Origin of the sequence: Lysobacter koreensis, from assembly GCF_042677045.1 — a bacterium.
Lineage (GTDB): Bacteria > Pseudomonadota > Gammaproteobacteria > Xanthomonadales > Xanthomonadaceae > Lysobacter_K > Lysobacter_K koreensis.
Genome location: NZ_JBHTIH010000002.1, coordinates 453,865 through 467,589, shown reverse-complemented (window position 1 = coordinate 467,589; position 13,725 = coordinate 453,865). Strand labels below are relative to the sequence as shown.

The 13,725-nt window shown below is 66.3% G+C and carries 11 protein-coding genes; 7 read left to right on the top strand and 4 right to left on the bottom strand.

Annotation, left to right across the window (positions count from 1 at the left end):
• The first annotated feature begins 169 nt into the window (after positions 1–169).
• Positions 170–2,449 carry an ATP-dependent Clp protease ATP-binding subunit ClpA gene (gene clpA, locus ACFQZQ_RS02330; RefSeq protein ID WP_386811069.1) on the top strand — a complete coding sequence of 760 codons (2,280 nt, stop codon included), beginning with the start codon at positions 170–172 and terminating at the stop codon, positions 2,447–2,449.
• Positions 2,450–2,518: 69 nt separating this feature from the next.
• On the opposite strand, the gene infA is transcribed toward clpA, so the two are convergent.
• From infA to trxB, 4 genes are all read right to left on the bottom strand, one after another.
• Entirely contained in the window at positions 2,519–2,737 is a 219-nt protein-coding gene (gene infA, locus ACFQZQ_RS02325) for a translation initiation factor IF-1 (protein WP_386811068.1), read from the bottom strand.
• Between the two features lie 111 nt (positions 2,738–2,848).
• Complete coding sequence (aat, locus tag ACFQZQ_RS02320) at positions 2,849–3,592, bottom strand: leucyl/phenylalanyl-tRNA--protein transferase (RefSeq protein WP_386811067.1); 744 nt, start codon at positions 3,590–3,592, stop codon at positions 2,849–2,851.
• A complete protein-coding gene (locus ACFQZQ_RS02315) occupies positions 3,561–4,733 on the bottom strand; it encodes a GNAT family N-acetyltransferase (RefSeq protein ID WP_386811066.1) in 1,173 nt (390 codons plus the stop codon). The genes aat and ACFQZQ_RS02315 overlap by 32 nt, the downstream gene beginning before the upstream one ends.
• Before the next feature lie 16 nt (positions 4,734–4,749).
• Positions 4,750–5,703: a thioredoxin-disulfide reductase gene (gene trxB, locus ACFQZQ_RS02310; RefSeq protein ID WP_386811065.1), complete on the bottom strand. Its 954-nt coding sequence runs from the start codon at positions 5,701–5,703 to the stop codon at positions 4,750–4,752.
• Between the two features lie 232 nt (positions 5,704–5,935).
• Here trxB and ACFQZQ_RS02305 point away from each other — a divergent pair, with 232 nt between their 5' ends.
• From ACFQZQ_RS02305 to ACFQZQ_RS02280, 6 genes are all read left to right on the top strand, one after another.
• Complete coding sequence (locus tag ACFQZQ_RS02305; protein WP_386811064.1) at positions 5,936–7,018, top strand: alanine dehydrogenase; 1,083 nt, start codon at positions 5,936–5,938, stop codon at positions 7,016–7,018.
• Between the two features lie 86 nt (positions 7,019–7,104).
• Positions 7,105–9,474 carry a DNA translocase FtsK gene (locus ACFQZQ_RS02300; protein ID WP_386811063.1) on the top strand — a complete coding sequence of 790 codons (2,370 nt, stop codon included), beginning with the start codon at positions 7,105–7,107 and terminating at the stop codon, positions 9,472–9,474.
• 45 nt (positions 9,475–9,519) lie between these two features.
• Positions 9,520–10,113: a hypothetical protein gene (locus tag ACFQZQ_RS02295; RefSeq protein ID WP_386811062.1), complete on the top strand. Its 594-nt coding sequence runs from the start codon at positions 9,520–9,522 to the stop codon at positions 10,111–10,113.
• Between the two features lie 112 nt (positions 10,114–10,225).
• Positions 10,226–10,846 (top strand): outer membrane lipoprotein chaperone LolA, encoded by a 621-nt coding sequence (lolA, locus tag ACFQZQ_RS02290; protein WP_386811061.1) that lies wholly within the window; start codon positions 10,226–10,228, stop codon positions 10,844–10,846.
• Between the two features lie 167 nt (positions 10,847–11,013).
• Positions 11,014–11,730, top strand: coding sequence for a hypothetical protein (locus ACFQZQ_RS02285; protein ID WP_386811060.1), 717 nt, complete (start codon positions 11,014–11,016; stop codon positions 11,728–11,730).
• Between the two features lie 236 nt (positions 11,731–11,966).
• Complete coding sequence (locus ACFQZQ_RS02280; RefSeq protein ID WP_386811639.1) at positions 11,967–13,280, top strand: replication-associated recombination protein A; 1,314 nt, start codon at positions 11,967–11,969, stop codon at positions 13,278–13,280.
• Positions 13,281–13,725: the final 445 nt, after the last annotated feature.

The following is a 13,725-nucleotide window of genomic DNA, read 5'->3' as shown; positions in this document are numbered from 1 at the left end:
CCGGGTCAAAGGCTGGTGACTCGGTGACATGTCGGGGCCGGTTGGTCATGCTGGCTTGAGCAGGCCGGCTTGAGCAGGCCGGCAGGAGTGGTGTCAGGAAAGCGCGGCATGGAAATGCCGCGGTGCGTCCCCATCTAGGATCGCAGTAGCTTCCGGAGACTTTCGTCCCATGTTCAGCAAGGATCTCGAATACAGCATCGGCCAGTGCTACAAGCGCGCCCGCGAGGCGCGCCACGAGTACATGACGGTCGAACACCTGCTGTTGGCACTCCTAGACAATCCCTCGGCCGAAGGCGTGCTCAAGGCCTGCGGCGCCGATTTTGCGCGCCTGCGCAGCGACCTCGAGCAGGCGATCGAGACCTCGGTCTCGGTGCTGCCCGAGGACATCGACCGCGACACCCAGCCGACGCTGGGCTTCCAGCGCGTGCTGCAGCGCGCGGTCTACCACGTGCAGTCCTCCGGCAAGAAGGAAGTCACCGGCGCCAACGTGCTGGTCGCGATCTTCGGCGAGAAGGACTCGCACGCGGTCTATTTCCTCAACCAGCAGGACGTGGCGCGGCTCGACGTCGTCAACTACCTGTCGCACGGCATCGCCCGCCACGGCTCGGACGAGGGCTCGTCCTCGGACGACAGCGAGGCCAAGCCGGCCGAGGGAGGCGAGGGCGAGGGCAAGTCCGACGCCCTGGCCGAGTTCGCCGTCAACCTCAACCAGCTTGCGCGCGACGGCAAGATCGACCCGCTGGTCGGCCGCGCCGACGAGGTAGAGCGCACCATCCAGGTGCTGTGCCGCCGCCGCAAGAACAACCCGCTGTACGTAGGCGAGGCCGGCGTCGGCAAGACCGCGATCGCCGAGGGCCTGGCCAAGCGCATCGTCGACGGCGACGTGCCCGAGGTGCTGGCGAACGCAACGATCTTCGCCCTCGACCTGGGCGCACTGGTTGCCGGCACCAAGTACCGCGGCGACTTCGAAAAGCGGCTGAAGGCGGTGCTCGCGCAGCTCAAGAAGTTGCCCGAATCGGTGCTGTTCATCGACGAGATCCACACCATCATCGGGGCCGGCAGCGCCAGCGGCGGCACCATGGACGCGAGCAACCTGATCAAGCCGGCGCTGTCGTCAGGCGACCTGCGTTGCATCGGCTCGACCACCTTCCAAGAATACCGCGGAGTGTTCGAGAAGGACCGCGCGCTCGCGCGGCGCTTCCAGAAGATCGACATCGTCGAGCCGACCGTGGGCGAGACCTTCGAGATCCTGCAGGGTCTGAAGCCCAAGTACGAGGCGCACCACGGCGTGACCTACGCCGACGAAGCGCTGCAGGCGGCGGTCGACCTGTCGGTCAAGCACATCGGCGACCGGTTGCTGCCGGACAAGGCGATCGACGTGATCGACGAGGCGGGCGCCCGCCAGCGCTTGCTGCCCGAGTCGGTGCGCAAGAGCCGGATCGACACCGAGGAGATCGAGGCGATCGTGGCCAAGATGGCGCGCATCCCGGCCAAGCAGGTGTCGGCGTCGGACAAGGACGTGCTCAAGAACCTCGAGCGCAACCTGAAGATGGTGATCTTCGGCCAGGATCCGGCGATCGGTACCCTGACCTCGGCAATCAAGCTTGCGCGCTCGGGGTTGGGCAACCCGGACAAGCCGATCGGCAACTTCCTGTTTGCAGGGCCCACCGGCGTCGGCAAGACCGAGGTCACCAAGCAACTCGCGCTGCAGCTGGGCATCGAACTGGTGCGTTTCGACATGTCCGAGTACATGGAGCCGCATTCGGTCAGCCGCCTGATCGGCGCGCCCCCGGGCTATGTCGGTTTCGACCAGGGCGGTCTGCTGACCGAGAAGATCGTCAAGACGCCGCACTGCGTGCTGCTGCTGGACGAGGTCGAGAAGGCGCACCCGGACATCTTCAACATCCTGCTGCAGGTCATGGACCGCGGCGTGCTGACCGACACCAACGGGCGCGAGGCGAACTTCCGCAATGTGATCCTGGTGATGACCACCAATGCCGGCGCGGCGCTGGCGGCAAGGCGCTCGATTGGTTTTACCCAGCAGGACCATTCGACCGATGCGATGGAGGTGATCCGCAAGGGCTTCACCCCGGAGTTCCGCAACCGCCTGGATGCGGTGGTGCAGTTCCAGGCGCTGGGCTTCGAGCACATCCTGCGCGTGGTCGACAAGTTCCTGATCGAGCTGGAGGCGCAGCTGCACGACAAGAACGTGACGCTGTCGGCGACCCCGACCGCGCGCGACTGGCTGGCGCAGCACGGCTTCGATCCGCTGATGGGAGCGCGGCCGATGGCGCGTGTGATCCAGGAGAAGATCAAGCGCCCGCTGGCCGACGAGTTGCTGTTCGGCAAGTTGACCGGCGGCGGCCGCGTGTCGATCGACGTGCGCGACGACGAACTGGTGGTCGACATGCAGTCCGAGCCGGAGAAGCTGCTGCCAGTGACGGTGTAGGACCGGCCCGAGGCCGTTCCACAAAAAAGGCGGCCAATGGCCGCCTTTTTTATCAATAACTTACCGCGATTACTTCATGCGATAAGTGATCCGACCCTTGCTCAAGTCGTAGGGGGTCATCTCAATCTTCACCTTGTCGCCGGTCAGGATGCGGATGTAGTTCTTGCGCATCCGCCCGGAGATGTGGGCGATGATCTCGTGGCCGTTCTCGAGGCGCACGCGGAACATGGTGTTCGGAAGGGTCTCCGCCACCGTGCCCTCGAATTCGATCACGTCATCTTTTGCCATGTGTTTCCTGGATTCACTGTATAGACGGGCACAACGCGCCCGCGAAGCCCGGCATTCTGACACGCGCCCCGGGGTCGGCGCAAAAGGCACCTGCGGATCTGCCAGCGGGGTTCAGGTCGACGGATCCGCCAGGAGCCGTGCGGGCCAGGTACCGAAGCGCGACGTCCAGGCGTTAGGGGGCTCGGGCATCTGCGTCTGCACCGCGACCTGGGCGAGGAAATCGTCGCGCGGCCACAGCTCGGCGCCGAGGCTCAGCAGGTGCGCGTTCTCGACCTGCGCATCGAGCAGCGGCCAGTCCCAGCCGTGCAGGCACCGGGCGAGGGCTGCCAATGCGACCTTGGAGCCGCCCGATTGCGTGCTGAACATGCTTTCGCCGAAGAACATCCGGCCCACCGCCACCCCATAGATGCCGCCCACCAATTGCTGGCCGTCGAACACCTCGACCGAATGCGCGTGGCCACGGTGGTGCAACTCGACATAGGCCGCGCGCATCTGCGCGGTAATCCAGGTGCCGTGCTGGCCGTCGCGGGGGATTCGCGCACAGGCGTCGATCACCTGCTCGAATGCCGTGTCGGCGCGCACGCTCCAGCATGAGCGCCGCAGCTCGCGCCGGAAGCGCGACGACAGCCGCACACGTCCAGTGCGGAACACGGTGCGTGGATCCGGGCACCACCACAGGATCGGCTGGCCATCGGAATACCAGGGGAAGATCCCGTGGCGATAGGCGTTGAGCAGCCGCGGCGGTGTCAGGTCGCCGCCGATCGCGAGCAGGCCATCGGGCTGCCGCAACGCCGACGCGCCCGGCGGGAACGGCGCATCGGGGTCAGCCGGCAGCAGGGGCGGGCGCAGGGCCATCGCGTTCCTCCGTGGCGTGATCGCCCTTGAAGGGCGAGTGCGCGGCGAGGGTAGCGGCGTAGCGTCGCACCGACGCGGATTCCTGTGCGCACCACGGCCGCAGCGCGTCGCGAAAACCCTCGTGGGCCAGCCAGTGCCGGCTGCGCACGAGCGTCGGCAGGAAACCGCGCGCGAGCTTGTGTTCGCCCTGCGCGCCGGGTTCGAAACGGGCCAGGCCTTCGCGCAGGCAGTAGTCGATGCCTTGGTAATAGCAGGTCTCGAAATGCAGGCCGGGCAGGGGTGCGGTCGCACCCCAGTAGCGCCCGAACAAGGTATCGCCGCCGCGCAGGCACAGCGCGCCCGCGATCGCACTGCCGTCGCGCTCGGCGAAGAACATCACCAGTGCCTGCGGCATCGCCTCGGCCAGATGGCGCAGGAACTCCAGCGTCAGCGCCGGGTGGTTGCCGTACTCGGCGAACGTCTGCAGGTAGAAGCTGTGCATCGCCGCGAGGTCGGATTCGCTGGCCTGCGCGCCTTCCACAATGCGGAAGCTCACGCCGGCGCGGGCGACCTTCGCACGCTCCTGGCGGATGTTCTTGCGGTGCTTGTGGTCGAAGGCGGCCAGGAACTGGCCAAAGTCCTGCCAGCCATCACGGTTGTGCCAGTGGTACTGCACATCGACCCGGGCCAGCCAGTGTTCCGCGAACGCGGTGTCGTCTTGTGCTTCATGGAAATTGACGTGCGCCGACGACCAGCCCTGGCGTTCGCAGAGGCCGGTCATGGCCTCGAGCAACTGCTGCCGACGGGCCTGCGTGGTTGCCAACAGACGCGGACCGGTGACGGGCGAGTAGGGCACCGCGCACAGCCATTTGGGGAAATAGTCGAGGCCGTGCTGGGCGTAGGCGTGCGCCCAGGCATGGTCGAACACGAATTCGCCGTGCGAGTTTTCCTTCAGATAGGTCGGCGCCGCCGCGACCAGCTGGTCGCCGTCCCAGAGCGTGAGGTGGCGTGGGCTCCAGCCCCATTGCGGGCGCAGGCAGCCGTGCTGTTCCAGCCCAGCCAGGAACGCGTGCGCGACAAACGGGTTGCGGCCGTCGTGCAGCGCGTCCCAATGCGCCGCCGATACATCGGACAGCGCGCCAAGGATGCGCGCGTCCGTCATGGGCCGCTGAACGGCATCAGCCGTCCTTGTCGAGGAACTTCTCGGCGTCCAGCGCGGCCATGCAACCGAAGCCGGCGGAAGTGATCGCCTGCCGGTAGACCTGGTCGGCGACGTCACCGGCGGCGAACACGCCGGGCACCGATGTCTGCGTCGCGTTGCCGTGCAGCCCCGTCTGGATGGTCAGGTAGCCGTTCTTCATCTCCAGCTGGCCTTCGAACAGCGTCGTGTTCGGCGTATGACCAATCGCGACGAACAGGCCGTGGATGGCGATCTCGCGGGTCGACTCGTCCTGCACCGATTTCACCCGCAGGCCGGTCACGCCGGCGTCGTTGCCGAGCACCTCGTCGACCTGGTGGTGCCAGATCGGCTCGATCTTGCCGCTCTGGATCTTGGCCTGCAGCTTGTCCTGCATGATCTTCTCGGCGCGCAGCGTGTCGCGGCGATGCACCAGGTAGACCTTGCGGGCGATGTTCGACAGGTACAGCGCTTCTTCGACGGCGGTGTTGCCGCCGCCGATCACCGCTACGTCCTGGTCCTTGTAGAAGAAACCGTCGCAGGTCGCGCAGGCGGAGACGCCGCGGCCCTTGAACGTCTCTTCCGACGGCAGGCCCAGATACTTCGCGGTCGCGCCAGTGGCGATGACCAGCGCGTCGGCGGTGTAGTCGCCGTTGTCGCCCTTCAGCCGGAACGGACGCTGCGAGAGGTCGGCGGTGTGGATGTGGTCGAACACGGTTTCGGTGTCGAAACGCTCGGCATGCGCCTGCATGCGCGCCATCAGGTCAGGGCCCATCAGGCCGTGGGCATCGCCGGGCCAGTTGTCGACTTCGGTCGTGGTCATCAGCTGGCCGCCCATCTGCAGGCCGGTGATCACCAGCGGCTTCAGGTTGGCGCGCGCGGCGTACACGGCCGCGGTCCAGCCGGCAGGGCCGGAGCCGAGGATGACGAGACGGGAGTGCTTCGATGGGGTCATGGGTATAATCGCGGTCGATTTTGGGACGCGCCGGATGCGCGGAACTGGCCACCGGACGATGTCGTGTGACGGTGGGCGTGCGAACGCCATAGCTTGGAGGCGGCGTCCCGGCAAAACAAGGCGCGCAGCGACTCGACAGTGCCTCGTCGACGTTTCGCGCACCATCGGACAACCTGGCCTGGGATGCGCCGCGGACGCGGCGTTTTTTCTGGACCGCAACGGAGAGATCGTGATGCGTATTGGCGTACCGAAGGAAACCAAAACCCTGGAAGGGCGTGTCGCGCTGGTGCCAGAAGCGGCGGGCGACCTGATCAACCGCGGCCACGAAGTGTGGTTGGAGAAGGACGCGGGCATCAAGAGCGGCTTCAAGGACGAGCAGTACACCCGGCTCGGGGTCAAGATCGCGCCCGATGCCGCCGCGCTGTACGAAAAAGGCGAGCTGATCGTCAAGGTCAAAGAACCGATCGAAGGCGACCTGGCGCTGCTGCGCAAGGACCACCTGCTGTTCTGCTACCTGCATCTGGCGCCGCTGCCCGCACTGACCAAGCGGCTGCTGGATATCGGCCTGACCGGCGTCGCGTTCGAGACCGTCGAACTGCCCAACGGCGACCTGCCGCTGCTCGCGCCGATGTCGATCATCGCCGGCAAGATCGCGGTGCAGGTCGGTACCCACCTGCTGCACCAGCCCATGGGCGGCAAGGGCAAGCTGCTCGGCGGGCTGCCGTCGACCGAGCGCGGCAAGGTCGTGGTGTTCGGCGCCGGTGCTGCCGGCGGCAACTCCGCCGCGCTGGCCGCGGCCGGCGGCTCGAACGTGGTGGTGTTCGAAAAGCGCCACGACCGCATGGAAGAGATGATGCGCCTGGGCAACAACGTCACTGCGCTGTTCCCGTACGCTGAAGTGGTCGCGCGCGAGGTAGCTTCGGCCGACCTCGTAATCGGCGCGGTGCTGGTCACCGGCGCGGTGGCGCCGCACGTCCTCACCCGCGAAATGCTCAAGCACATGGAAGACGGCAGCGTGGTCGTCGACATCTCGATCGACCAGGGCGGCTGCTTCGAGACGTCGCGTCCGACCACCTGGAAGGAGCCGACCTACGTCGAAGAGGGCGTGACCCACTTCGCGGTGACCAACATGCCCGGTGCGGTGCCGCAGACCTCATCGCAGGCGATCTGCGCGGCGATCCTGCCGTGGGTGAACAAACTGGCCTGGGGCGACACGCCCGGCCACAGCTGGCGCGACAACCCGGCGCTGGTGCGCGGGATCAATGTCGAGGGCGGCCAGTTGGTTCACCCGGCGTTGCAGGGCATGAAGCTCTGATCGGCCCCTGATCGAACCCTGTCATTTGGCAGGGTTCCGCCGTATATTCAATAACTAACGGAACCTAGCTCAGGCAGAACATCATAGTGGCGCAAGCGTCCACCGCAAGTCGCAAGAAGAGCCCGGCCGCGGATGCCGCCAAGCGTGCGCCACCGTCGCCGCGGCGGCAGCGGCTGATGCGCGACATCGCGCTGATCGTGATCGCGCCGTTCCTGCTGTACCTGCTGGTCAGCCTGGTCACGTTCTCGCCGCAGGATCCGGGCTGGTCGCAGTCGGGCAGCGTTACCGCGCCACTGCACAACGCCGGCGGCCACGTCGGTGCCTGGATCGCCGACGTGCTGCTGTACCTGTGCGGTTATGTGGCGTTCCTGTTGCCGGTGATGCTCGGCCTGATCGCGTGGATCGCGTTGTTCGGCATGGATGCGGATGGCGATGGCGATGCCGACCTCGGGCCGGCGCTGCGCCTGGTGGGCATCGTCGGCTTCCTCGTCGCCGCGACCGGCCTGCTGGAGCTGCGTGTCGGCCTGGCCGCGGATTTCTCCGCGCGCAGCGGCGGCATCCTCGGGCAGTTGGTCGGCAAGTCGCTGTACAGCGGCTTCGGCCCGGTCGGCGGCAACCTGTTCCTGCTGGCGTTGCTGCTGGTGTCGGTGACGCTCGCCACCGGCATTTCGTGGCTGGCGGTGATGGACCGGATCGGTCAGTGGACGCTGTCGCTGGGTCCATTGCTGGGCAAGCTGTTCCGCCGCGGCAGCCAGCAGGCGACCGAATGGCAGCAGACGCGGGCACTTCGCGAGGAGCGCGAGGAAGTGCGCAAGGTCGACACCGAACTGCGCGCGAAGCGGGCGCCGGTCAGGATCGAGCCGCCGCCGGCGCCGGTCGTCGAGAAAAGCGACCGCGCCAAGCGCGAGCAGCAGATCCCGCTGTTCCACGTCGGCGACGGTAGCGGCATCCCGCCACTGGCCCTGCTCGACGATCCCAAGCCGCAGCCCAAGGGCTACAGCGAGGAAACGCTGGAGACGATCTCGCGGCAGATCGAGTTCAAGCTCAAGGATTTCCGCATCGACGCGCAGGTGGTCGGTGCCTACCCGGGGCCGGTGATCACCCGTTTCGAGGTGCAACCCGCGCCGGGCATCAAGGTCAGCCAGATCAGCTCGCTCGACAAGGACATCGCCCGCGGCCTGTCGGTGAAGTCGGTGCGCGTGGTCGACGTGATTCCGGGCAAGTCGGTGATAGGCCTCGAAACGCCGAACACCACGCGCGAGATGATCTACCTGTCCGAGCTGCTGCGTTCGAAGGAATACGACAAGTCGACCAGCCCGCTAACGCTGGCGCTGGGCAAGGACATCGCCGGCCGGCCGACCGTGGCCGACCTGGCGCGCATGCCGCACCTGCTGGTCGCCGGCACCACCGGTTCGGGCAAGTCGGTCGCGGTCAACGCGATGGTGCTGAGCCTGCTGTACAAGGCATCCGCGAAGGACCTGCGGATGCTGATGATCGACCCGAAGATGCTCGAGCTCAGCGTCTACCAGGGCATCCCGCACCTGCTGGCGCCGGTGGTCACCGACATGAAAGAGGCCGCGAATGGTCTTCGCTGGTGCGTGGCCGAGATGGAGCGCCGCTACAAGCTGATGAGCACCGTCGGCGTGCGCAACCTGGCCGGCTTCAACAAGAAGGTCAAGGACGCGCGCGACAGCGGCCAGCCGATGATGGACCCGCTGTTCAAGCCCAATGCCGAGTTGGGCGAGGCGCCGCGGCCGCTGGAGGAACTGCCGTTCATCGTGATCTTCATCGACGAATTCGCCGACATGATGATGATCGTCGGCAAGAAGGTCGAAGAGTTGATCGCACGCCTGGCGCAGAAGGCGCGCGCGGCCGGCATCCACCTGATCCTGGCGACCCAGCGGCCGTCGGTAGACGTGATCACCGGCTTGATCAAGGCCAACATCCCGACCCGCATCGCGTTCCAGGTATCGAGCAAGATCGACTCGCGCACCATCCTCGACCAGTCCGGTGCCGAGACCCTGCTGGGCCACGGCGACATGCTCTACCTGCCACCGGGGACGGCCATGCCCGAGCGCGTGCACGGCGCGTTCGTCAGCGACGAGGAAGTGCACCGCGTGGTCGAGCACCTCAAGCAGATCGGCGGCGGCCCGGACTACATCGACGGCGTCCTCGACGAAGTGCAGACGATGGGCGACGGCGTCGTGGTCGGCGCGACCGGATTGCCGGAAAGCGGTGGCGGGGCAGGGGACGAGTCTGACCCGCTCTACGACGAGGCGGTACGCATCGTCACCGAGACCCGACGCGCCTCGATCTCGGGCGTGCAGCGGCGGCTCAAGATCGGCTACAACCGCGCCGCCCGCCTGGTCGAGGCGATGGAGGCAGCCGGCATTGTTTCCCCGCAGGAACACAACGGCGACCGCAGCGTGCTGGCGCCGCCGCCACCCAAGCCCTAAGCTGCCGGCGGGGGACCACGCGTTTCGACTCGAGGAAGGTCAGTCATGACAGTTCCGGGAAGTCCGATATTCGCCGCCGCCGTATTTGCCACCAGCGTCGCTTCGTTGTTGGCCGCACCTCCGGCCCGTGCGCAGGAATGGCTTCGGTGGCAGCACCCATCCATTCCGCTGGGCGTCGACCCGGCCAAGCAGGTTTTGCCGGCAGCGCCACCCGCCAGCGCATCGTCGACGATATCCCGAGCGGCTCCGCAGCCTGCGTTGTCCGCAGCCGCGACGCGCCAATCCCGCGTGCCCGGACAAAAGGCCCGCGCAGCCTTAAAAACTGGCTCGACCCAGGCACTGCTGACGCCGGTGCTCACCAATCCGGTTGGGCTGCCCGAACCGTTGCCAGCCCCCGTTCGTACAGCCGTCGAAACGACGACGCTGTCGGACTTGCACCTCCAGCCCGCAGCGAGCGGGGAAGCATCGGAAACGTCGATGCACACCGATCCGTGCGAAGAGGCCGATGGCTGCGGACGCTTGGAGACGACGCGTTCCGGCGTGGGCGTCAGCAGCGCACCGGAAACCGAAGACGCCAAGCGCAAGCCGGAAACCGCGGCCAAACGGCACGTCATGCAAGCGGTGCGATCGGTGTGGTGACGGAAATGGCGGACTGAACGAACACGGTTGTGGTCTGATGGCCGCCGTTGCCCGACAAGGCCTATTCAGCTGGCCCGGGGCAGACTCGCCGCATACGCAACCGGAGTGACCCATGATTCGTTTCGCTCGCTACACCGTGCTCGCCACCGCGTTGTTTGCCACGACCGCTTTCGCCGGCGCGCGCGACGACCTGAATACCTTCACCAAGGGGTTGAAGGGCCTCGACGGCCAGTTCAGCCAACAGGTGTTCGACCCCAAGGGCAAGCTCAAGGAAGCCTCGAGCGGCAAGGTCGCGCTGTCCGCGCCACGTTTGTTCCGCTGGGAGTACGTCAAGCCGTTCCCGCAACTGATCGTGGCCGACGGCAAAAGCGTGTGGGTGTACGACCCGGACCTCAAGCAGGCAACCAAGCGCGCTCAAGGCGCCGAGGAGCAGAACAGCCCGCTGTCGGCGCTGATCGACCCGGGCAAGCTCGATGCGCAGTTCGTGGTCAAGGATGCGGGCAATGCCAATGGCCTCAGTTGGCTGACGCTCGCACCCAAGGGCAACAAGGAAGCCGGCTTCAGCTCGGCGCGGCTGGGCTTCGGCAAGGGCGGTCTGGCCAGGATGGATGTGGTGGACGCGCTCGGCCAACGCACTCAGATCATCTTCAGTGGCTGGAAGCGCAACCCGGCCTTCGCCAAGGGCACCTTCAAGTACAGCCCCGCCAAGGGCGTGGACGTGATCGGCGGCTAAGGCAGTCTCGATCGGTTGGCGAGGCGAAAGGCGGGCTCAGGCCCGCCTTTCGTTTATGTAGCTGACAAAGCGTTCAGCAGGCCTCGCGCCGATCACGGTCCATCCACAAGCAGGCCTTGAGAGTGGCTGCAAGCTTCGCCACCGGCGGGCAACAGCAGGATCCGGCCATGCGTCGTTCGGCACTCACCCTCGCACTCGTCCTGGTCGGCGGATTGACTTTGTCCACGGCAGTCGCCCAAGCCGATGGCACCAGCAAGCAGGTAGCGATCCAGGCGCAATCGCTTGACCGACAGCCGGAGTCGCGCATCGAGGGGGATGAAGCCATGGACGGCGCCGTCGCCGCGGCCGTGATTGGTGCCGTCGCGCGCCAGTTCGGCGAACGTGAGGTCGGGGTCAAACTAGACTCCGTGGCGGTGATGCCGGCCAGCGTGCGTGATCGCGACGTCAGTGGTAGCGGTCGCCTGCGGATCGGCGACGACGAAGCCTGGATCCCGTTCCGCTTCACCGCGCTGTACGACACCAGCGCCACCAGCGTCAGCCAGCCCTACCTGGTGATTGGCGACACCGCGGGCGGCGAGCCGATTGCGAACGACTCCAAGCTCGCTCTCGCGTTGTCCGATCGGGTCGGTTCGTCTCTTCGCGACGAGTTTGCGCAGCAACCGGTGCGCCTGTTGATGGACCAGGTGACCACCAATGCCGCCGGTAGCCGCTACCTGCGCGTGCAGGGCATCGGCACGGCCGACTTCGGCCGCGAAGGCGCGACCACCGCACAGATCGAAGCCCTCTACGACCGTCGCAGCGGGCAGTGGTTGCGGGTCGATTACGAACTGGGTACCACCGCCAACTGGGATGAGGTTTCCACGCGTCCGCTGGCCAGCCGCTGACGGAGTGAGCTTCGTCGCTGCTTGATGGAACCAAGCGTCATCCCTGGCATATCCGCACAGGGCATTGACCCTCATCCTTGGGTGGTGCGTAGGCCAAACCCCCTCGGTTTGTACCAGCGGCAACTTGATATCGTGTCGGCTTCGATCGACCTGCAGCATTGCCAGCACCCGTGCCCCGACGCCCCTCTGCGCCATCCCTCCCGTCCCCGGACTTGTTGAGCGTCGATCGCGACGCCATGCGGCCGCTGGCCGAGCGCATGCGGCCACGCACGCTCGACGAGATGGTCGGGCAGCGGCGCTTGCTCGCCGCAGGTTCGGCGTTGCGCCGCGCGGTCGAGTCCGGCCACGTGCACTCGATGATCCTGTGGGGACCTCCGGGCTGCGGGAAGACCACGCTGGCGTTGCTGCTCGCGCGCTATTCGCAGGCCGAGTTCCGGGCGATCTCGGCGGTGCTGTCCGGCTTGCCCGAGGTGCGCCAAGTGCTGGCCGAGGCTGCCCACCGTTTCGCCGAAGGCCGGCGCACGGTGCTGTTCGTGGACGAGGTGCACCGCTTCAACAAGACCCAGCAGGACGCGTTCCTCCCGCACATCGAGCGCGGCACGATCCTGTTCGTCGGCGCGACCACCGAGAACCCTTCGTTCGAGCTCAACTCGGCCTTGCTGTCGCGCTGCCGCGTGCACGTGATGGAGGCGGTGTCGGCCGACGACATCACCGCGGCCCTGCGCAGCGCGTTGAAGGACGACGCGCGAGGCCTGGGTAGGCAGGGGCTGTCGGTGTCCGACGCATCCCTGTCGCAGATCGCCAGTGCCGCCGACGGCGACGTGCGCCGTGGGCTGACCCTGCTTGAGATCGCCGCGGAGCTGGCGCAAGGCGAAGACGGGCAGATCACCGAGGCCACGCTGATGCAGGTGCTGGCCGACCGCACCCGTCGGTTCGACAAGGGCGGCGACCAGTTCTACGACCAGATATCGGCGCTGCATAAATCGGTACGCAGCTCCAATCCGGACGCGGCGCTGTACTGGTTCGCGCGCATGCTCGATGGCGGCTGCGACCGCAGCTACCTCGCCCGGCGCTTGACGCGGATGGCGGTGGAAGACATCGGGCTGGCCGATCCGCGCGCGCTGCAGATGGCCATCGAATCGTGGGACGCCTACGACCGTCTGGGCAGCCCCGAAGGCGAGCTCGCGCTGGCGCAGCTGGTCGTCTATCTGGCGAGCACGGCCAAGTCGAACGCGGCCTACGTGGCTTTCAACGCTGCCAATCGTGACGTGCACGAATACGGCACCCAAGAGGTGCCCATGCACCTGCGCAATGCACCGACCAAGCTGATGAAGCAACTCGGTCATTCGAAGGGCTACCAGTACGACCACGACGCCAGCGGCGGCGTGGCACTGGACCAGACCGGGTTTCCCGACGCGATGGGCGAGCGCATCTACTACGAGCCGGTCGAGCGCGGGCTGGAAATCAAGCTCGGCGAGAAGCTCGCACGCTTGCGAGATTCGCGCCGCGCCTCCAGGGGACCGGCGGACGACGACGAGGCGGCGCGCTAGCAGCCTGTACGGAACGTCGACGAGGCGCCTTTTCGTGCCAACGCCTGACCGTCCAATATTCGCCAGACGCCGCGCGGTAGCGATCACGTAACGACCAAATGGGATGCAACTTCGCTTGCAAGCCCTTGATCTGCCTTGGGGTGGACCTAGGGCCTGGTAGTGGACAGGGCTTCGCGTTGCAGCCTTGATACGTCCTGCGTAATCGCCCCAAGGAACCGGCTATCTGCAGCGGATCAGGGCGTTATCGCTGCTATTGCGAGCGGCGCTTCAAGCATTAGCCACACGAGATGGTTTCAATCCTGAAACCTCAGTCCGCCATTCAATTTGGATTTATCGACAGAATGCGTCTGCGCGGCTTTGTCTGGCGAATAAACCACACAAAATCAATCTGTTGCGCGCACGAACCGCGAGTGGCGCCGGATATGCATGGTATTGAGTGCCGCCG